The sequence below is a fragment of the Flaviramulus aquimarinus genome (assembly GCF_039543205.1).
GTDB lineage: Bacteria > Bacteroidota > Bacteroidia > Flavobacteriales > Flavobacteriaceae > Flaviramulus_B > Flaviramulus_B aquimarinus.
The window spans coordinates 412,131-433,686 of record NZ_BAABJH010000001.1 but is presented as its reverse complement, the minus strand read 5'-3'; the positions used below and the strand labels follow the sequence as shown (position 1 = coordinate 433,686).

The following is a 21,556-nucleotide window of genomic DNA, read 5'->3' as shown; positions in this document are numbered from 1 at the left end:
TGAAATTCCTCACTGCGTTCGAAATGACAAATATCAATATTAAGTAAGAGTAACACTAAAACAAAGCACTGATGAAGCAAAGTATAACATTAGGAAAAGTAACCAAGTTTATGAAATTAGGTTTTTTAAGTACTTTAAAAGACTTATTTACTGGGAAGCTGGAAAAGGAAGATTTTAAAGGTTTCCTACGCAAAGTAGTCGTGCCACTTGCTTCTGTTCTATTATTTATTGGACTATGGCACATGGGCTCAAAGTCTTTGTACAATATAGAAGCAGAATTTAAAATAGAAAAAGCCCTTACAGATCAAGGAGCAGAAGCTGCCGAAGCCATGCGCGCATGTATAGCATCAGGAGATTCAAGTTGTCAACCAAATACTTTGCCATCGCCTAGTCAAGTTTGGGACTCTTATAAATCCTTATTAAGAGATCATAATAGCATTAGTGCAGATAAAGCAGCTTTTATAGAAAAAACGGCAGTATTAAATGAAAAGCGAATTGCCGAAGGCAAAAACCCTATTACATATACAGGAAGACCATCATTTGTAGATCAAATATTTAGAAGTTTAAAAACAGTATTTGCTGGGTTTTTATTAGCCCTATTAATTGCTGTGCCACTAGGTATTTTTATAGGCTTGAGCTCTACTTTAAAAAGTGCATTTAATTGGTTTATTCAAATTTTTAAACCCGTATCTCCAGTAGTTTGGTACTTGCTCGTATTTATGATTGTTAAAACTTTATTGATTGATTCTAGTGAGGATAGCTCATTTACCATTTCGTTTATAAGTGTGGGTCTATGTTCTATGTGGGCAACATTAGTAAATACCGCAATGGGTGTATCTAGCGTAGATAAAGATTATATAAATGTGGCTAAAGTGTTAAAGCTAGGACCTTTTCAAAAAGTATTTAAAGTCGTATTGCCATCGTCTTTACCATTAATATTTACAGGTTTAAAAATTACACTATCAGTAGCATGGATGGTACTAATTGCTATTGAATTATTGGCTCAAAGTCCAGGTTTAGGACTATTCGTTTGGGAAGAATTCCAGAATGGAGCTAACGATTCCAACGCTAAAATTATTGTAGCCATGTTTGTTATTGGTATTATCGGTTTTTTATTAGACCGATTAATGTTAATCATACAGAACTGGGTGTCTTTTAATAAAACTGAAGCGATATAAATTATGTGGATTTGTTTAAATGTTTAATCGTGCAATCGAATAAACACATCAACAAATAAACAATTAAACATAGAGAAAATGGCATACTTAGAATTAAATAATATATATAAAACCTACGGTCAAGGTGAAAACGAAACCGAAGTGCTTTCGAATATTAATTTATCAATAGAAGAAGGTGAGTTTGTTGCCATTGTAGGATTTACAGGAAGCGGAAAAACAACATTAGTTAATTTAATCAATGGATTGTTAGAGCCTACACAAGGTGAGGTATTGTTTAAAGGTATACCCGTTTCTGGAACAAGTCATGAACGAGGTGTTATTTTTCAAAATTATTCCTTATTGCCTTGGCTAACAGTCGAGCAGAATGTATATATGGCTGTAAAAGAAGCCTTTCCTAAAAAGTCTAAATCAGAGCTAAAAACTATAGTAGCAGAGTATGTGGAAATGGTGAGTTTAACGCCCGCAATTAATAAACGTCCAAAAGAATTATCAGGTGGTATGCGTCAACGTGTAGCCGTGGCCAGAGCATTGGCTATGAAACCAGAAATGATTATTATGGATGAACCCCTTGGAGCTCTAGATGCATTAACGCGTGGTAACCTTCAAGATGAAATATTAAATATTTGGGGAAAAGATAAACGTACGGCATTATTGATTACCAACGATGTTGATGAAGGTATTTATATGGCAGACCGTATTATCCCATTACGACCGGGACCCAATGCTACTTTAGGTCCTGAGTTTAAAATTGATATTGAACGTCCGCGTGATAAAACAGAATTGAATGATAACCCGAATTTCAAAAAAACAAGAAACGCCATTATTGAGTATTTAATGGATATAGGAAATGAGCGAAAATCGGAAGCACAAGTCTTAATTGAATTACCGGAATTGGAACCAAAAAGTTTTGTTGGACGCTTTAAATAAATAAACATATGACTACAGATACTATAGAAACTAAGACCAATGAAGTGATAAAAGAGAATGGACTCTTTAAACCTTCCAGAGTCATGTTGGATTTAAAAAACCTTAAGAAAGTATACCCAACGCCCAAAGGTGATTACACCGTTTTGGAAGATTTAAATCTTCAGATAATGAAGGAGGAATTTGTGACCATTATTGGGCACTCTGGTTGTGGTAAAACAACTATGCTATCTATGATTGCAGGGCTTAATGAAATTTCTGGTGGAAATATTTCTGTATTAGGAAAACATATTAAAGGACCAGGGCCAGATAGAGGCGTAATTTTTCAGTCGCCAAGTTTAATGCCTTGGATGACAGCACTTCAAAATGTGTTATTAGGCGTTAATCAGGTATTTCCGCATGCTACAAAAGCACAACGTAACGATATTGCCAAATACTATTTACAAAAAGTAGGTTTAGAAGATGCATTTAACAAAAAAGCATCAGAACTATCTCAAGGGATGCAACAGCGTGTCGGTATTGCTAGAGCCTTTGCAATAAAACCAAAAGTACTGTTGCTGGATGAACCATTTGGAATGCTGGATTCTTTAACTAGAGGCGAGTTGCAAGATATACTAATTGAAATCTGGAATAAAGAAAAAATTACCGCAGTTATGATTACCCATGATGTTGATGAAGCTATTTTTTTAGCGGACAGAGTGGTCATGATGACCAGTGGACCAAAAGCTAAAATTGGAGATATTTTAGATATAGATTTTAAAAGACCAAGAACACGGAAATCTGTTTTAGAACATAACGATTATTACAAATACAGAAAGCATTTAATAGATTTTTTAGAACATTAACTTTAAATAAAATAAAAAAGACAATTATATCTTTTATAAGTATGAAACATGCGAAAAGTCATAAATTCAAGATATATGCGAACATATATTTGCAGAGATAAAAAGCAAATAATTAATTAAAAACAATAACTTAAATACACAATCAAATTTTAAAAACAGAGAACTATGAGAAAACAATATGTTTTACTAAGCTTGATAGCATTGATGATTCAATTTGCACAAGCGCAATTTACGTTAGAAGGAGAGTTTAGACCACGTACTGAATACTTTGGTAATGGTGGTAATTTTACAGGAGGAACTTTTCCTGCACAAACAGCAACAGATGCAGATGAAGGTTTTTTAAGAACATCAGTAAGAGTAGCTCTAAAGGCAAAATATAAAGCAGAAACTTACACTGTATTTACTAGTTTTCAAGAAGTATTCGCTTATGGAGACAGACCTCAAATTTCTACTGCTGGAAATGGAAATTTTAGAGTTCAAGAGGCTTGGGCTGATTTGAAACTGGGAGCATCTTCAAGTTTAAAAATAGGTCGTCAGCCATTATCCTATGATGATCAAAGAATTCTAGGAGGACTAGGATGGGCACAACAGGCAAGAACTCATGATGCTGCAGTTTATAAATACAGTAAAGATGGGTACAGCTTAGATATAGGTGGTGCTTTAAACACCACAATAGATGAAGTGTACAATACTTCTGCGTTATTTTCTTATCGAGATATGGTATTTGTAAGGGCAAATAAAAAGAGTGGTAATTTAAACATCTCTTTTTTAGGGTTAGTAAATACTTTTCAAGATTCCAATGTCGATGGTATGAATAAGTCTAGCTTAATAACAGCTGGTTTACACGCAGATTATAAGCTAAAAGCTTTGACTTTAACTTCAAATCTTTTCATTCAAGACGGCGAAAGAATTGGTGGAGTAGATGTTAAAGGCGCATTTTTAGCAAGCTTAGGTGCAAAATATAAACTGAATGATACTAACTCTATCGGTTTAACTTATGAAATTATTTCAGGAAGAAATAGTGAGTCTGCAGCATTCTTCCCTCTATACGGAACTAACCATGCGTTTAATGGTTTAATTGATAGATTCTATGTGGGTAATCACGGAAATGCAGGAGGTTTAAAAGATTTAAAGTTAGCCTATAAGACTAAAATTTCTGGAGTTGCTGTAACGTTGGCAGGACATTACTTTAGTGAGCATTCTGATGCTAATGCTTTTGAAAGTAAAGATTTAGGAACAGAAATAGACTTGGTATTAGCTAAGAAATTCAAAGAATTTAAGTTGGTAGGAGGTTATTCTCACTTTTTTGAGCCAAGTGATATCTCTGATATACCTGGTGTAAAAGATACACAGAACTGGGCATGGGCTATGTTAATTATAAAACCTAAATTTTTAAACGGTACTAAATAACCAACCAGAATATGAGTTATAAAATTGGAAAAATAATTTTCTTTTAGTGTTAATTAGTTTGATGATCCAATTTATATGGAATCCCGCCTTGGCGGGATTTTTTTGTTATTCTATTCAATTTTTGTCAGTATTATTTTTGATGGAATAGCTTAAATTTTACGATATGTAAAATACATTTCTTACATTTAAGCATTAAAAAAAATTTATGCTTAAAAAAGTTTTTGGAAGCGCCGTTTTCGGTGTAGAAGCTACAACAGTTACAGTTGAGGTTAATATAGATAAAGGCATTGGTTATCACCTAGTTGGTTTGCCAGATAATGCTATTAAGGAAAGTAATTACCGTATTGCGGCGGCACTTCAAAATAACGGTTATAGAATCCCGGGAAAAAAGATTATCATCAATATGTCTCCCGCCGATTTACGAAAAGAAGGTTCAGCTTACGATTTAACTTTAGCCATTGGTATTTTAGCCTCTTCAAAACAAATTCAAGCGGAAGATTTAGAGCAGTATTTAATTATGGGCGAATTATCTTTAGATGGTAGTTTGCAACCCATTAAAGGCGCATTACCTATTGCGGTTAAAGCAATAGAAGAAGGTTTTAAAGGTTTTATTCTGCCTAAGCAGAATGCGAAAGAAGCCGCCATTGTTGATGGATTGGAAGTTTATGGCATTGATAACATTGAGCAAGTTATCAATTATTTTGATAAAGGCGACCCCTTAGAGCAAACCATTATAGATACACGCAAGGAGTTTTATAAAAACTTAGAATTTCCAGAATTTGATTTTTCGGATGTAAAAGGACAAGAAGGCATAAAACGTTGTATGGAAATTGCGGCAGCAGGTGGGCATAATATTATTTTAATAGGACCACCAGGTGCGGGTAAAACTATGTTGGCAAAACGTTTGCCGAGTATTTTACCACCCATGACTTTATATGAAGCATTGGAAACTACTAAAATTCATTCCGTAGTAGGTCGTGTAAAAGATACAGGTTTGATGGCGCAACGTCCTTTTAGGAGTCCACATCACACTATTTCAGATGTTGCTCTTGTTGGAGGTGGTGCCTTTCCGCAACCTGGAGAGATTTCTTTATCGCATAATGGCGTTTTGTTTTTAGATGAGTTACCAGAATTTAAGCGTGGCGTTTTAGAAGTATTGCGTCAGCCGCTGGAAGATAGAGAAGTAACCATTTCGCGTGCTAAATTTACAGTTACCTATCCGTCATCCTTTATGTTGGTGGCGAGTATGAATCCAAGTCCAGGTGGTTATTTTAACGACCCCAATGCACCAGTAACATCCAGTCCTGCTGAAATGCAACGCTATTTAAGTAAAATTTCAGGTCCCTTGTTAGATAGAATAGATATTCATATAGAAGTAACTCCTGTGCCTTTTGAAAAACTATCAGATGACAGAAAAGGGGAAACCTCTGTTGATATTAGAAAACGCGTTACCAAAGCTAGAGAAATCCAAACCAATCGTTTTGCAGAGTCAGATGTCGTACATTATAATGCACAAATGAATACCAAGCAAATACGTAAACATTGTTTGTTAGATGAAGTCTCTAAACACTTATTAAAAACCGCTATGGAACGCTTAAATCTATCAGCTCGAGCCTATGATAGAATTCTGAAAGTCGCTAGAACTATTGCTGACTTAGAAGGTGTTGGTGAAGTAAATGGTTCTCATATCAGTGAAGCCATTCAATATAGAAGTTTAGATAGAGAAGGGTGGTTGGGGTAAAAAGCTATCATTTTGATAACATTAAGTTCATAACGCATTTTTTTACAATAAAAAAACCATTTTTCTTATAAAAACGTTATTTGACGAAAAGAAAAGGATTGATGCATATAAATATGTATTTTTATTAAAAATTAACAGACAGTTAGTGCATTTAGACCTTTAATGGGTTATTTATATTTAAACAATTATTAGGTTTATTAAATGATTAAACATTCCCTAATCAAGTTTTATAGTTCACTTTTTTTTATACTTTTTTTCTTTATTTCAAAAGCGAATAGCACAATACTTTTAGGAACGATTCCTTTTGTTACCACATGGAAAACAGATAACCCAGGGACTTCAAACGATAACCAAATTTTAATACCAATAGTTGGAGAAGGTGTTACTGTAGACTGGGGAGATGGCACACCATCAACTTTTGAAACAGGTTTTGCTACTCATACATATGTTACTCCTGGGATTTACACGGTCAGTATTGTAGGTCCTTTGTCCATGTTTGCTTCGGATAATTATGGAGATGAAAAGAAACTGCTTACTATTGAGCAATGGGGTGATGCTCAATGGTTAGCTTTGAATTTTGATGGATGTAGTAATCTGCAAGGTAATTTTATAGATAAACCTGATTTATCGATTGCTGTTAGCTTAGGTTCGATGTTTAGTAATGTACCTTTATTTAATTCAGATATAAGCGATTGGGATGTAAGTAATGTTCAAAATATGTCATTCATGTTTAGGGGAGCTACTTCTTTTAATCAAGATATTAGTAATTGGAACACGGGGAATGTTCAACGAATAGATGGAATGTTTTGGGATACAAGTTTATTTAATCAAGATATAAGTAATTGGGATGTAAGTAATGTGACAAGTATGGTTTGGGTGTTCAAAGATGCTTTAAGTTTTAATCAAGATATTGGAGGTTGGAATGTAAGTAATGTGACAAGTATGGGAAGTATGTTTGATGGTGCTACTTCATTTAATCAAGATTTAAGTAATTGGAATATAGGGAGCGTTACAGATGCTAGTAATATGTTCAGGGATATAACACTTTCAATTACCAATTATGATGCCCTACTTATAGGTTGGAATGCGCAAAATTTAAATCTAAATGTTCCTTTCCATGGAGGAAATAGTAAATATTGTGCAGGGGAAATAGCTAGGTTAAATATAATTACTAGTGATAATTGGACTATTACGGATGGAGGTATTGCTGCTCCTGCGATTGATGATTTAGTAAATCAAAATGCATCAGGAAGCTTCACTTTACCAGCTATTACTGGGGTAGATCTTTCAGGAAATGAAAAATATTATACAGGAACCAATGCAACAGGAGTGTCTTATAATGGTGGAGACATCATAAATTTTTCTGATTTCGCAACATACCCTATAACACTATATATTTATGATGAAGGGACTTCTGGTTGTAGTATAGAGCAAAATTTCCAATTGGTAATCAATAACGGAGTAAGCCCTTTTATAACCACCTGGAAAACAGATAACCTTGGAGTATCAAATAACAATCAAATTACCATTCCAACAACGGGAGGGGGTTATAATTATACTGTTGACTGGGGAGATGGTACTATGCCAACAACCGAAACAGGAAATGCTACACATACCTATGCTACACCAGGAACTTATACGGTTAGCATTACAGGAACTTTTCCCCATATTTATTTTAGAAATCAAGGTGATAAAGAGAAAATATTAAGCATTGATCAATGGGGAGATAATCAATGGACATCCATGTATGCTGCTTTTTGGGGTTGTACCAATCTGCAAGGAAATTTTACTGATAGCCCAGATTTATCTAATGTTACAAGCACTATATATATGTTTGGTGATGCTTTGTTATTTAATTCTGATATAAGTAATTGGGATGTTAGTAGCGTAACAGATATGGTAGGTATGTTTGCTGGAGCAATAGCATTCAATCAAAATATAGGAAGTTGGGATGTAAGTCATGTAAGAGATATGAGGAGCGTGTTTAGTGGTGCTATTTCTTTTAATCAAGATATAGGAAACTGGAATACAAGTTTAGTAAATAGTATGAGTAATATGTTCCGAGATGCTTCTTCCTTTAACCAGAATATTGGTAATTGGAATACAAGTTCAGTGAATGATATGAGTGGTATGTTTTATAATGCTATTTCATTTAATCAAGATATTGGAAATTGGAATGTTAGTAATGTATGGGAAATGGATTCAATGTTTCGAGGAGCTTCTTCCTTCAATCAGGATATTGGTAATTGGAATACAGGTTTAGTGGATTACATGAGCAATATGTTTAAGAATGCAACGTCTTTTAATCAGGATATAGGTAATTGGGACTTAGGTAGTGTTATTTTTATGAATTCTATGTTTGAAAATGCAACGTTTTTTAATCAAGACATAGGTGATTGGGATATAAGTAATGTTACTTCAATAGAGTATATGTTTAAAAATGCAACGTCTTTTAATCAAGATATTGGGAATTGGGACTTAAGTAAGGTTGTTTTTATGGCAGGTATGTTTTCCAATGCAACATCTTTTAATCAAGACATAGGTAATTGGGATCTAAGTAATGTTGTTTTTATAGAGTATCTGTTTTCCAATGCAACATCTTTTAATCAGGATATTGGGAATTGGGATATAAGTAATATTACATCTTTGATTTTTGTGTTTGAAAATGCTACTTCATTTGATCAAGATATAAGCAATTGGAATGTTAGTAATGTTGGTCATATGTCGTCGATGTTTATGGGGGCAAAATTGTCTGTTGCTAATTATGATGCTTTACTTATAGGTTGGAATATTCAAACTTTGCAATCAAATGTTGATTTTCATGGTGGAAACAGTAAATATTGTGCAGGGGAAACAGCTAGGTCAACTATGATTGCTAGTGATAATTGGACTATTGTTGACGGAGGTATTGCAGCGCCTTCCATTAATGATTTAGCAAATCAAAATGCATCGGGAAGTTTTACTTTACCAATAATTACTGGTATAGACCTTTCAGGCAATGAAAAATACTATACAGAAACTAATGGAATGGGTACGGTTTATAATGCTGGAGATGTTATAAGTTTTTCTGATTTTGCAACATATCCAATAACACTTTACATTTATGATGAAGGGACTTCTGGTTGTAGTATAGAGCAAGATTTCCAATTGGTAATCAATAAAGTAGAAAATCCTTTTATAACCACCTGGAAAACAGATAACCCTGGAGTGTCAAATAACAATCAAATTACCATTCCAACAACAGGAGGGGGTTATAATTATACAGTAGATTGGGGAGATGGTACCCTGCCAACAACAGAAACAGGAAGTGCTACGCATACTTATGCTACACCAGGAACTTATACGGTTAGCGTTACAGGAACTTTTCCGAGAATATTTTTTAATGGTTTAGGTGATAAGGATAAGCTATTAACTATTGAACAATGGGGAGATAATCAATGGTTATCCATGCAATCTGCTTTTTTCGGTTGTGGTAATTTACAAGGGAATTTTACAGATAGTCCAGATTTGTCCAATGTTACTAGTTTATATAATATGTTTTATGGAGCTACTATTTTTAACTATGATATAAGTAATTGGGATGTAAGTAGCATTACTGATATGAGTTTTATGTTTGGTGAAGCTAGTGCATTTAATCAAGATATAGGTAATTGGGATATCAGTAATGTTACTAATGCGAGCTTTATGTTTTATAGAGCTAGTTCATTTGATCAAGATATAGGTGATTGGGATGTAAGTAATGTCATAAACATGCAGACCATGTTTAATGAAGCTATTGTGTTTAATGCAGATATAGGTGATTGGGATGTAAGTAGCGTTACCAATATGGTAGACATGTTTGGTGGAGCTAGTTCGTTTAATCAAGATATTGGTGGATGGGATGTTGGTAATGTCATCAATATGGCATCTACATTTTCTGGTGCAACTTCATTTAATCAAGATATCGGAAATTGGAATGTTAGTAATGTTACTAATATGCAAGCTATGTTTAGTGGAGCTAGCTTGTTCGATGAGTATATAGGAGATTGGTCTGTTGATAACGTTACCAATATGCTTGGAATGTTTATGAGAGCCAGTTCCTTCAATCAAAATATAGGAAATTGGAATGTTGGTAATGTTACTAATATGCAGTGGATGTTTTTAAATGCCATTTCATTTAACCAAGATATAGGAAATTGGAACGTAAGTAATATTTTAAATGCTACAGGTATGTTTGAAGGAGCAACGCTTTCTGTAGTAAATTATGACGCTCTACTTATTGGTTGGGACGCACAGAATTTGAATCCTAATGTTACCTTTGATGGAGGTAATAGTAAATACTGTGCTGGTGAGTCAGCTCGAATAAATATGGTTGCTAATGATAACTGGACCATAACAGATGGCGGGTTAGTTACTAGACCTATTATTGATGATATTGTAGACCAAACCGTTTCAACAAGTTATACGTTACCAATAATTACCGGAGCAAACCTTACAGGGAATCAAAGATATTATACTGGTCCGAATGGTACGGGAACTGTCTATAATGCTGGCGATGTTATTGATTTTAATGATTTTTCTTCTTATCCAGTTACAATTTATATTTACGATAGTTTTAGCTTAGGCTGTAGTTCAGAACAAGATTTTGAATTAACAATAACTTCAGTTCCATTATGTACAACCTTATCACTACCATTAGCAGGAGCTATTGATGTGCCAATTGGAACAGATTTCACATGGAATGCTGTTTCAAATGCTACAGGTTATAGGTTTAATATTGGATCAAACGATAACTTTTTTGGTGAATTTGATTTGGGCAATGTTTTAACTTATGATTTGTCTTTTGATTTACCTGAAAACACTCAAATATTTGTTAGAATAATACCCTATAATGCAGATGGTGATGCTATTGGAGGCTGTTCTTCTGAAAGTTTTACTACCGGATTCTCAATATCCTTACCAATGTGTACCACTTTATCTTTACCATTAGCAGGTGCCACAGATGTATCAATCGGAACAGATTTGACATGGAATCCCGTTTCAAATGCAACAGGTTATAAGTTGACTGTAGGAACCAGTTCTGGAGGGATTGATATCTTGAATGTGTTTGATGTTGGTAATGTGTCTAGTTATAATTTATCGGCAGATTTACCAGAAAACACCCTTATTTATGTCAATGTAATACCTTATAATTTAGATGGGGATGCCGTAGCCTGTGCGGAAGAAATTTTTACTACAGAAACTTCAATAACATTACCTGAGTGTACCACTTTATCTTTGCCATTAGCAGGTGCCACAGATGTATCAATCGGAACAGATTTGACATGGAATCCCGTTTCAAATGCAACAGGTTATAAGTTGACTGTAGGAACCAGTTCTGGAGGGATTGATATCTTGAATGTGTTTGATGTTGGTAATGTGTCTAGTTATAATTTATCGACAGATTTACCAGAAAACACCCTTATTTATGTCAATGTAATACCTTATAATTTAGATGGGGATGCCGTAGCCTGTGCGGAAGAAATTTTTACTACAGAAACTTCAATAACATTACCTGAGTGTACCACTTTATCTTTGCCATTAGCAGGTGCTACAGATGTATCAATCGGAACAGATTTGGCATGGAACCCTGTTTCAAATGCAACAGGTTATAAGTTGACTGTAGGTACAAGTTCAGGAGGGATTGATATCTTGAATATGTTTGATGTTGGTAATGTGTCTAGTTATAATTTATCAGCAGATTTACCAGAAAACACACTTATTTATGTCAATGTAATACCTTATAATTCAGATGGGGATCCCGTAGCCTGTTCGGAAGAAATTTTTACCACAGAAATAGTTGCTGTTAATAGACATTTGCCACCAAAGTTTTTCACACCAAATAATGATATGAGAAATGATTATTGGATAGTACCAAACACATCAAATCAAGTTTTACATATTTCTATTTACAATCGCTACGGAAAGCTATTAAAACAGATTGGAAATATTTCTGCAGGTTGGGATGGTACATTCAATGGGAGCCTTATGCCAAATGATGAATATTGGTATCTAATAACCTATAGAAACGGGAAAATATTAAAAGGGCATTTTAGTTTAATTCGGTAATATTACTTGACATATAAACTCTAACTGGATATAAAAAAAGCCTAGACTGAATCTAGGCTTTTTCATTTCAGCTAATAGTGAAATTCTATTTTATTTCAACAAGTTCTAAATCAAAAGTTAAATCATGTCCAGCTAATGGGTGGTTAGCATCAACAACAATATGATCTTCTTTAACTTCAGCAATACGAAATTGTACCTCTCTACCATCTTCACCTTTAGACGCTAGTCCCATACCAACCTCAGGAGCCATATCTTGCGGAAGTTGTTCTTTCTTTACATCGTAAAACAATTCTTGTTGCACTTCACCATAAGCTTCAGCAACAGGAATATTAATTGTTTTTTTCTCGTTTAATGCCATAGCCATAATGCCTTTTTCAAAACCAGGAATAAGCATACCTTGCCCTAAAGTTACCTCAAGAGGTTCTCTTTCCAACGAGCTATCAAAAACCTGCCCGTTGCTTAATTTTCCTGTGTAATGCACTTTTACCGTATCATTCTCTTTTACTTGACTCATAAATATTATTTTTTTTAATGGCTGCAAATTTACAATTAATCATAGGATTGCCCCAGTTTTAAAAATGAAATATTCTTAAAATATACTTTTATATGAGATTTTATGGATGCCTAACAGGAAATTCAATAACCTCCAAATTATCAATTTTTTTACCATCAATAGTAAAACGAAGCATGGTTCTAGCCTTATGAAACCCATGTTTACCAACAGCACCAGGATTCATATGGATGAGGTTTAGTTTTTTATCAGGCATGACTTTTAAAATATGCGAATGCCCACAAATGAATAATTTTGGTGGGTTTTCCTTGATTTCTTCAGTAACTCTTACATTGTATTTTGGCGGATAACCGCCAATATGCGTTATCCAAACATCAACACCTTCACACATAAATCGGTTATGTTCGGGAAATTCTAAACGCACTTGGGCATCATCAATATTGCCATAAACACCGCGTAAGGGTTTAAAAGCTTTAATGGCGTCGGTAACTTTTAAATCACCAATATCACCGGCATGCCAGACTTCATCAGCTTGTTTAACGTACTTTAAAATATCATTGTTAATAAAGCTATGCGTGTCCGAAAGGAGCAATATTTTGGTCATGGATTATTATGGTCATCTATGTTGGTAAAGTTATAATAATACCAAATAAACTTCAAAAGAATCAGTTAAATTTCTTTATATTTCAGCATAAAATTATGGAAGACAATAACATGTTAGATTATATTAAAGACGTATTAGAAAATATGCCAACCGATTGGCTAAATTTAACCACGCATAGACTAGATGTTTATGATGAAAAATTGGCTAAAATTCAATTTTTAGAACAGTTTGAAACTTTATATAATACCAATAATTCGGCATCATCAGCACTCCATGCATTGCCTACAGCTTATGACTATATTCGATTAGGGCATCCATTATCTTCAATACTTGAATGGGCCATAGCGAAGTTAAATCATCAAGAACCAAATCATGTCATTAGTTTTTCATCAAAGACAGTTCCCCTTTTAGCCATTTTAAGAAAAAACCTAATAGATAATAAAAACACTCAAATTTTTTATACAGGTCAATTGCCTGATACTTTTGATGTCGACATACTGCAACGCGTTTATGGTTATGTATTTGATTTAAAATATATTGAAGACATAAAAGACATCCACGTTCCCGATAGCTATCGGAGTAACAGTAGTATCATTTTTATTTCGCAATCAGATGATATTTGTAATTTCAATAACACTTCTAATATTGACTTTTTTATTAATGTCCATCCCCAACTCGGAAGCGTTTTATTGGTAAATGGCGAAGGTAATACACCTTATATTTCAGAAATTCAGCATGTCCGAAGAAGAGAAACCATTGCCATGACACCAGGCAATTGTCTAATGGCCTTAAAGTTTCTAATCAATAAGGAAGCTTTTGATGTTGAAATAGATAACCTTAATGCAAATAAAGTACAAGTTTTAGGTTCCATTACTAGCATTACGGGTACACGTACAAAAGCATTGGTGGGTTCTAGTGGATTATCTATCCAGTACGCGATTATGATGGGCTTGGTCCATGATGCAATAGACAGGCACAAAGGAAAAGCGATTAAATTTATTGTGCCTCCAAATTGTTATGGCGGAACAAACGACCAAGCAAGACGTGTAGCTGCGTGTATTGAACATGTTGAAGTGGTAGATTTACCAGTAGATGGTGATAATGATATGGTTGAGAGTATCGATATGGTTTTAACTAAGATTGCTAATCACGATGCTGTACCATACATAATTGCTGAAATTCCAACCAATCCTAGAGTAGAAGTTCCAGATCTTATAAAATTAAAAGCCGTTTTAAGCGCAACCCGTAAAACAGCAACAGGTAAAACAGCTATCGATCCTGTTTTTATTTTAGACCAAACCTTTTGCCCGAATGTGCAATTTTTAGGTGATGATGACATGCTTTCAACTGTTAGAACCATTTCATATATCAGTGGATCTAAATTTCCAAGTGGCGGGTTATGTACAGCGGGTTACTGTGTAGCCAATAAAAAAGCAGAAGGGTTGATGGACAACATAGAAACCCATCTCAAGCTTTGCGATAACGAAGCTACTGAGCTCCAAATGGAACTATTGGCAAAACAATTACCATCAATGAATCAAAGGATTCATGACGCCTATACCAATACACGCGAGTTTGTAAGCTTCATTAATGCTAATTTGCCAGATGCGAAAATCAATTTTGTTTCAGAAGTATTGGCGCAACAAGGCTTTACGCCATCTGTATTTTCATTAGATTTACCCACTAAAGGCCATACAGATGAAGAAAAAGAAGCCTATAAAAGAACCTTAAATCTAAAATTGATCAATTTAATGATTACAGAACTCCCCAATGAAAGTAAGTTCTGTGTGAGCTATGGGCAGTTAAAAGGTTGTTATTGGACCATACCAGCAACATCTACACAAGGTACCACTAAAGAAGGCGATAAAGATTATATTGTTCGTGTGGCATTGTCTCCAAATATGGATCTAAAAGCTCATAAAAACGTGTTTTTAGAGTTTGTAGGGAATATTTAAGAGTTTTGATTTTAGTTTTAATCTGCAACAAATTGATGAAGAATTATCTTTGACTTTGTCAAAAAAAACAACTAACTTCGAATACCATATTGAAATTATGATTCTATCTATTTTATTAAGCTTTGTTTTTATATTACTAGGGTTGATTCATTTTAATTGGGTAATTGGTGGGAAATTTGGTTTTATAGAATCTCTACCAACCAAAAGAAATGGAGAAAGAGTATTAAACCCAAAAAGAATTGATAGTGCAATAGTTGGAATTGTATTAATAGTGTTTGGTCTTTTTTACATCTTTAAATCTGGATTAATTGCATATCATTTGCCTAAATGGATAATGAAATATGGAAGTTGGTTGATACCCCTAATATTTATTTTAAGGGCAGTAGGAGAATTTAAATATATCGGATTTTTCAAAAGCGTTAAAAAAACGAAATTTGGAAAACTTGACACCAAACTATTATCGCCATTGTGCTTAATAATAGGTGTTATGGGTATAATAATTCAATTAATAAAATAAAAAATGTTGCTAACACTATATCTAGGATTCCTTTAGGTTTAATTATTACCCCTTGCTTTCATAAAAACTAAAATATGCTATATTTATATGGAAATTGACGACTGCACAATATAGAAAGTAATAACACAATCTAACTTTAAGGTAATATCAAAAATCTAATAAACCATATTTCAAACTTTATTTTAGTTTCAAATGAGTTGAAATTAAGACTTGAAAAAATTTGCCAAGAAAATATATTGCCTCAAAAACACTTTCTCCACGAACCAAATAGAGCTTGTTTAAATACATTTTTTATAAAAAAAGGACTTGTACGAATTTATTATTTAAAAAATGGAAAAGAAATTACAGACAACTTTTCAGCAGAAAATGAATGGATAACTTCTATTTATAGTTTTCTGCAAAACATTCCTGATCATTTTTATATTCAAACTTTAGAAGAAACAGAAGTAATAAAAATATCAATAGATGATCTTGAAGATTGCTTTATAGACTTTCCTGAAATGGAACGTTTTGGGAGAATGTTGATTTCAAAATATTTTTTAGAGCAGTCAGAGCGTATTATATCTCTTCAATTCAACTCTGCAAAAGAACGTTATAAATTCTTTGAGAGAGCTTCAAAAAATAAATTAACCCGAGTCCCACTAGGAATGTTGGCTTCATATTTAGGGATGACACAAGAGACATTAAGCAGAATACGGTCTTTATAAATATTTTTTGATTTAGATCAAAAGTTAGGATTAGTGATTTCATTACATTTATACTCAAAAAAGAGAAATGAACAACAAATCGTATGCATTAATAGGTATAGCAATACCAGTAGTGTTTTGGACAGCATATATAACTCTATCGGCAATTCGTCCAGAATATTCTTTGCTAACAAAAGCTATTAGTGAACTTGGTTCTGTAGACGCACCCAATAAATGGTTGTGGAATTTTTGCGGCTATATACTTACAGGAACTTTAATCTCTATCTATGCCTTTGGGTTATATAAAAATATGGCAGTCAAAAATTCAAGTAAATTACCACTTTATGGTATTTTATTTAGCGGTTTATTCATGATTATATCTGGTATATTTCCTGGCGATTTTGATAACAAACAATCAGTAACAATGCTTTTACATACAATAGGTAGTTTTGGTAGTTATATTTTCTTTTTGCTTGGTGCTTTGTCCTATGTTAAACTAATGAATAAAACTAAATTTTGGAAAAATGCAAAAACGCCAACTTTAATTTTTACTTATTTAACTATTGTATTTGGAGCCTGGGCATTCGTTTTTCCTGAAATTCCGGCACTTGGACAAAGAATTGTCTTCTTCTTTTACTTTAGTTGGATTTTCTATACTGCAGTTAAGCTGCACAACTTAAATAAAAACATTTTAAATAGCGACTCCATAAAAGGAAAAACCATCTGTCAAATAAAAAAAACTAAATGAAAAAAGAAAAAATAATTGAAATCCAGACACTTTGTCTACATGAATTTGACCTTCATGATTCTGTATTCATTTTAAATTTATTGAACTCACCTAACAGGTTAGAATTCATTATATTTTAATTCTCAAAACATCATATTTTTAAACCTTAGTTAAAAACAATACCCCACGAATGAAAGATAAAGAATACTTGTTTCACCTTTATGAAATAGTAAGACATCTAAACAAGGAATTTTCCTTGAGTTCAGCTTTGCGTAAATCCTTAGAAAAGACAGTAGAGGTACTTGATTTAGAAACGGGCTGGATATGGATGGCGGAAAAAGATTTGAAGTCAGTTTACCTTGCAGCTTCATTCAATTTACCTCCTGCACTTAGAGATTATCCTGAACGTCTCTCAGGTTGGTGTTATTGTATAGATCGATATTTCTCTGGCAATATTGAAGAGGCTGTTAACATAAGCGAGATTAGCTGCTCAAGATTAAATGATCTTACCTCTGGTACTAGAGACTTGAAGTTTCATGCGACCATCCCCATAATTACCAATGGCCAGAAAGTTGGTCTAATAAACCTTTTAAGTAAAGAGAAACGACAGTTAGATGCTAAGCAGCTTTCTATCTTAAATACTATTAGTGAACTTATTGGTATAGCAATACATCGAACCCGTTTGCAAGAGACATATGCTAAAGAGGAGATAGGATCTAATGATGCTATTCGTGATGTATTAAAGCGTTTAGTTGAGGTGCGAATTGAAGAATTGTTAGTGATGCTTTATGAATCAAAATCCTATGCTAAAGCTGACAAAGCTCTGGATAGTATTATCGGAGCGCTGAAAAAGGCAGAAGAATTAAAAGAACAGGTTGCACTAATGCTAAGCGAAACTCTTTTGGAGGTAGACTATAAAACAAATGGAAAAGAATTCAGATATCCCACTTCTCCACTAACACAAAGAGAACTTGAGGTATTGACTCTTGTTAAAAAGGGACATACCAATGGACAGATAGCTGAACAACTGTATATTTCTCTGAGCACAGTAAAGTTCCATATTACTTCTATTTTGTCTAAACTTAATGCTAAAACCAGAACCCAAGCAGTAGATATTGCTTTGAAAAGGGGTATTGTAACCGGATAATTCTTAAATCAATAATAGCTTACCTGTCCCTTAGAACAGGTCAACTTCTATACTAAGGTACGTTTTCTGTTTCTGATCGTTTTCTGACATTTGTATTTATAAACAAGAAATTATAAATCAACCATGGGGTCATAAGAGTTTTTATGTACAAGAGCCAAATGGCTTAGTACTGGATTTCTATGAAGAACAATTTAAAACAAAATAAAAATGTTAAATAATAAAACAATTAAACTCTTTTTGAGACTTGCAATAGCATTTGGGTTTCTATCTGCCGTAGCAGACAGATTTGGGATTTGGAATAAAGATATTTCTGCTTGGGGAAATTGGACTAATTTCTTGAATTATACTCAAGTAATAAACCCATGGATTCCAGATTCTTTAATTCCTATAATTGGAGTATTAGCAACTGTTCTCGAAATTGTTTTTGGGGTTTTATTAATACTCGGATTTAAAACAGAACAAGTTGCAAAACTAAGTGGTTTTTTATTGTTGATTTTTGCTTTATCTATGACTTTTTCAACTGGAATAAAGGGAGCTCTTGACTTTTCTGTTTTTAGTGCTTCAGGCGGAGCATTTGCATTGAGCCTTATGAAAGAGAAGAATTTAGAATTGGACAACCTGATTTCTAAACCGTAAACTGAAAAATCAATTAAAAAACCTAAATCAAAACTCCAATAAATTAAATGAAAAGATTTATCATTTTTTCGACCATTTTATTTTTCATTACTAACGCTATAGCCCTTGATTGTATGACTAACAATACTGGTACAATATCAGGTGAAATTTTAGATGCAACTTCAAAACAACCTTTGCCATATGTTAATATTATTGTTATAGACACTTTTGGTAAAACTATAAATGGAGGTATTACTTTAGATGATGGTTCTTTTACTATTGACAAAATAACAGAAGGCAAAGTCGTTGTTAGTGTCCAATATATTGGCTATAGGACAATAAATAAAAACATTAACATTAGCAAAGGCAATCACAAAGTTAATTTGGGTGTAATATTTCTAGAAGAAGAAATTGAAAGCTTAGACTTAGTCACAATTGTAGCAGAAGTATCAACTATTCGACAAAAGGCAGATAAAAAGATTATTATCGTAGGTAAAGACCTGACAACAGCGGGCACTAGTGCTAGTGATATCCTGAATAACATTCCATCTGTTAGTGTTGATCAACAGACTGGAAATATTAGGCTTCGTGGAAACGAAAATGTTCGTGTTATGATCGATGGTAAATTAAGTAATATACCTATCCCACAACTTTTAAAACAAATCCCGTCTACATCCATTAAGCAAATAGAGTTAATTACAAATCCTTCCGCAAAATTTAACCCTGAAGGGATGAGCGGCATCATAAACATTAAATTAATTAAAAATACTAATATTGGTTTTAATGGAAATATCAATGTTGGTGTTACCAAAGGAGTTTTTGCTAAGTTTAACAGTTCTATTGACATGAATTATAGAAATGGGAAATTTAATTTTCATAGTAGTTATAGCAATAATATTGGCAAATACAATAACTATGGGGAGACTAAGCGTTTAGATGACAATTCATTACAAAATTTCAATTTTGGAAATGACAGCAAATCTCATTTATATAAAGTAGGAGTTGATTTTTATTTAAATAAAAAACACACCATTTCATTTTTTACCAACCAAAATATTTTTGATGGTAAAGGTTTTGGTAATACCATTTTAACTTTTGACAATCTGCAGCAATCTCAAGCATTGGAAAACATAACAGAGAATTCATCCGCACAATATAATCTTGCTTACAAACTTAAATTTGAAGATAAAGATGAGTTATTAGACATTGTAATTGACTACAATGATTTTGAACACAATGAAATTGCAAATTTTGATTTCTTAAATTTTAGTTTCCCTCCAAATTATGTAGATCAAGTTAACACAAAACGTGACCAAGCAACCATTAATATAGATTATATCAAGCCTTTAAATGAAAACACTGAAATTGAAGTAGGTCTAGAAGCTCGGTTATTTAATTCTGATATTCATTATAAGTCAACAGGGCAGACGTTTTCTAGTGAAGGAGATATCATTTCAACACCGAATACAGATTTTAAATATAATAGAGGTATTTATTCCGCCTACTTTACTTATGGTAAAACGCTTGAAAAATGGAATTACCAATTTGGAATTAGAGCTGAACAAGTAAATGTAACGGCTGATGCCATAAGAGTTTTTGACAATAGTAACTCCCAATTAATACCCTTTGCAAATTCATATTTCCAAGTATATCCTTCAGCATTTATAATATTTAAACCATCAGATGAAAACTCTTATCAATTAAGCTTTGCCAGAAGAATTGATCGCCCAGGTTTACAACAAGTAAATCCAATTCGAGAATGGAGTTCACCTCGTATATCGTCTTTTGGAAACTCACAACTACAACCACAATTTACAAATTCTATTGAAATAAATTACACTAAGCAACTTAAAAAAGGAAGTATAACTGCTGGAATGTTTTACAGGATAATTAAAGACAATATCAATAGAGTTGTTTTCGTAGATAGAACGGATATTACTGCAGGAAACACTATATTATCTTATGACAATTTTGATAATACTACGGCATTTGGAGCTGAAATATCTACTAATTATAAACTAATAAAATGGTGGAGCATAAATGCTAGTTTTGATATATACTCACAATTACAACGCGGTAAAACTGAAATTATTGATAATCCAGATACTGCTAATGCCACTATTGATAATATTATTAAACTAGATATTACAGTAGATAACGTTATTTGGAATTTAAAAGCACTTAACAATTTTAAAGTTTCCAAAAAATTGAATCTTTCTTTCTTTGGGTTGTATAGTGGTGAAGAAAAGGGAATCCAGTCTACCAGAAAACCTATTTTTACAATAAATACAGGTGTTCGCTACAAATTCTTAGAAAAAAATAGAGCTACATTTAGTTTTAATTATAATGATGTATTAAATACAATGAAATATGAATATGATGGTTTCACACCTTTTCCTTCTGTGAGTGACTTAAATTGGGAAAGCAACTCATGGAGTATTGCTTTAATTTATAAGTTTGGTGGGGGGTAAATATCATACACCAAACTAAATTTAAAGTTTGACATTTCTATTTTTAGATGGCAACATGAAATGTTCTAAAAACAGCTTGTTTTCAATTAAAAAAGCTAACCTATTGAATACCTGTAGGTCTCAAGTCCAAACATCTTT

Annotated in this window: 15 protein-coding genes; 13 read left to right on the top strand and 2 right to left on the bottom strand. The window is 33.2% G+C overall.

The window, feature by feature from the left end; translation table 11 throughout:
- The first annotated feature begins 71 nt into the window (after positions 1–71).
- The 6 genes from ABD941_RS02005 (at position 72) to ABD941_RS01980 (ending at position 12,185) form a co-directional block, all read left to right on the top strand.
- Entirely contained in the window at positions 72–1,178 is a 1,107-nt protein-coding gene (locus ABD941_RS02005; protein WP_345272304.1) for an ABC transporter permease, read from the top strand.
- A gap of 78 nt (positions 1,179–1,256) precedes the next feature.
- The gene (locus ABD941_RS02000) at positions 1,257–2,105 is read left to right on the top strand and encodes an ABC transporter ATP-binding protein (RefSeq protein WP_345272303.1); all 849 of its coding nucleotides are present in this window, start codon (positions 1,257–1,259) and stop codon (positions 2,103–2,105) included.
- Positions 2,106–2,113: 8 nt separating this feature from the next.
- A complete protein-coding gene (locus ABD941_RS01995) occupies positions 2,114–2,947 on the top strand; it encodes an ABC transporter ATP-binding protein (RefSeq protein ID WP_345272302.1) in 834 nt (277 codons plus the stop codon).
- A 165-nt stretch (positions 2,948–3,112) separates the two neighbouring features.
- Complete coding sequence (locus ABD941_RS01990) at positions 3,113–4,357, top strand: alginate export family protein (RefSeq protein ID WP_345272301.1); 1,245 nt, start codon at positions 3,113–3,115, stop codon at positions 4,355–4,357.
- 205 nt (positions 4,358–4,562) lie between these two features.
- Positions 4,563–6,098, top strand: a complete 1,536-nt coding sequence (locus tag ABD941_RS01985; RefSeq protein WP_345272300.1) for a YifB family Mg chelatase-like AAA ATPase — start codon at positions 4,563–4,565, stop codon at positions 6,096–6,098.
- 201 nt (positions 6,099–6,299) lie between these two features.
- A complete protein-coding gene (locus ABD941_RS01980; RefSeq protein ID WP_345272299.1) occupies positions 6,300–12,185 on the top strand; it encodes a BspA family leucine-rich repeat surface protein in 5,886 nt (1,961 codons plus the stop codon).
- Between the two features lie 85 nt (positions 12,186–12,270).
- Here the strand turns inward: ABD941_RS01980 and ABD941_RS01975 are convergent, their stop codons facing one another.
- Together ABD941_RS01975 and ABD941_RS01970 are read right to left on the bottom strand one after the other, a co-directional pair.
- Positions 12,271–12,699, bottom strand: a complete 429-nt coding sequence (locus tag ABD941_RS01975) for an FKBP-type peptidyl-prolyl cis-trans isomerase (protein WP_345272297.1) — start codon at positions 12,697–12,699, stop codon at positions 12,271–12,273.
- Between the two features lie 100 nt (positions 12,700–12,799).
- Entirely contained in the window at positions 12,800–13,300 is a 501-nt protein-coding gene (locus ABD941_RS01970; protein WP_345272296.1) for a metallophosphoesterase family protein, read from the bottom strand.
- A 95-nt stretch (positions 13,301–13,395) separates the two neighbouring features.
- On the opposite strand from ABD941_RS01970, the gene ABD941_RS01965 reads away from it, so the two are divergent.
- From ABD941_RS01965 to ABD941_RS01935, 7 genes are all read left to right on the top strand, one after another.
- Positions 13,396–15,255 carry a PLP-dependent aminotransferase family protein gene (locus tag ABD941_RS01965; protein WP_345272294.1) on the top strand — a complete coding sequence of 620 codons (1,860 nt, stop codon included), beginning with the start codon at positions 13,396–13,398 and terminating at the stop codon, positions 15,253–15,255.
- 97 nt (positions 15,256–15,352) lie between these two features.
- Positions 15,353–15,772 (top strand): DUF3995 domain-containing protein, encoded by a 420-nt coding sequence (locus ABD941_RS01960; protein ID WP_345272293.1) that lies wholly within the window; start codon positions 15,353–15,355, stop codon positions 15,770–15,772.
- A gap of 197 nt (positions 15,773–15,969) precedes the next feature.
- A complete protein-coding gene (locus tag ABD941_RS01955) occupies positions 15,970–16,479 on the top strand; it encodes a Crp/Fnr family transcriptional regulator (protein ID WP_345272292.1) in 510 nt (169 codons plus the stop codon).
- 67 nt (positions 16,480–16,546) lie between these two features.
- The gene (locus ABD941_RS01950) at positions 16,547–17,206 is read left to right on the top strand and encodes a DUF998 domain-containing protein (RefSeq protein ID WP_345272291.1); all 660 of its coding nucleotides are present in this window, start codon (positions 16,547–16,549) and stop codon (positions 17,204–17,206) included.
- A 169-nt stretch (positions 17,207–17,375) separates the two neighbouring features.
- A complete protein-coding gene (locus ABD941_RS01945) occupies positions 17,376–18,332 on the top strand; it encodes a LuxR C-terminal-related transcriptional regulator (protein WP_345272289.1) in 957 nt (318 codons plus the stop codon).
- A gap of 207 nt (positions 18,333–18,539) precedes the next feature.
- Positions 18,540–18,968, top strand: a complete 429-nt coding sequence (locus ABD941_RS01940) for a DoxX family protein (protein WP_345272288.1) — start codon at positions 18,540–18,542, stop codon at positions 18,966–18,968.
- A 47-nt stretch (positions 18,969–19,015) separates the two neighbouring features.
- Positions 19,016–21,418, top strand: coding sequence for a TonB-dependent receptor (locus tag ABD941_RS01935; RefSeq protein ID WP_345272287.1), 2,403 nt, complete (start codon positions 19,016–19,018; stop codon positions 21,416–21,418).
- Positions 21,419–21,556: the final 138 nt, after the last annotated feature.

Coding starts and splice junctions, on each gene's coding strand:
- ABD941_RS02000 (WP_345272303.1), top strand. CDS start 1,257: ATGGCATACTTAGAATTAAATAATATATATAAAACCTACGGTCAAGGT.
- ABD941_RS01945 (WP_345272289.1), top strand. CDS start 17,376: ATGAAAGATAAAGAATACTTGTTTCACCTTTATGAAATAGTAAGACAT.
- ABD941_RS01985 (WP_345272300.1), top strand. CDS start 4,563: ATGCTTAAAAAAGTTTTTGGAAGCGCCGTTTTCGGTGTAGAAGCTACA.
- ABD941_RS01970 (WP_345272296.1), bottom strand. CDS start 13,300: ATGACCAAAATATTGCTCCTTTCGGACACGCATAGCTTTATTAACAAT.
- ABD941_RS01965 (WP_345272294.1), top strand. CDS start 13,396: ATGGAAGACAATAACATGTTAGATTATATTAAAGACGTATTAGAAAAT.
- ABD941_RS01995 (WP_345272302.1), top strand. CDS start 2,114: ATGACTACAGATACTATAGAAACTAAGACCAATGAAGTGATAAAAGAG.
- ABD941_RS01975 (WP_345272297.1), bottom strand. CDS start 12,699: ATGAGTCAAGTAAAAGAGAATGATACGGTAAAAGTGCATTACACAGGA.
- ABD941_RS02005 (WP_345272304.1), top strand. CDS start 72: ATGAAGCAAAGTATAACATTAGGAAAAGTAACCAAGTTTATGAAATTA.
- ABD941_RS01950 (WP_345272291.1), top strand. CDS start 16,547: ATGAACAACAAATCGTATGCATTAATAGGTATAGCAATACCAGTAGTG.
- ABD941_RS01935 (WP_345272287.1), top strand. CDS start 19,016: ATGAAAAGATTTATCATTTTTTCGACCATTTTATTTTTCATTACTAAC.
- ABD941_RS01990 (WP_345272301.1), top strand. CDS start 3,113: ATGAGAAAACAATATGTTTTACTAAGCTTGATAGCATTGATGATTCAA.
- ABD941_RS01940 (WP_345272288.1), top strand. CDS start 18,540: ATGTTAAATAATAAAACAATTAAACTCTTTTTGAGACTTGCAATAGCA.
- ABD941_RS01980 (WP_345272299.1), top strand. CDS start 6,300: ATGATTAAACATTCCCTAATCAAGTTTTATAGTTCACTTTTTTTTATA.
- ABD941_RS01960 (WP_345272293.1), top strand. CDS start 15,353: ATGATTCTATCTATTTTATTAAGCTTTGTTTTTATATTACTAGGGTTG.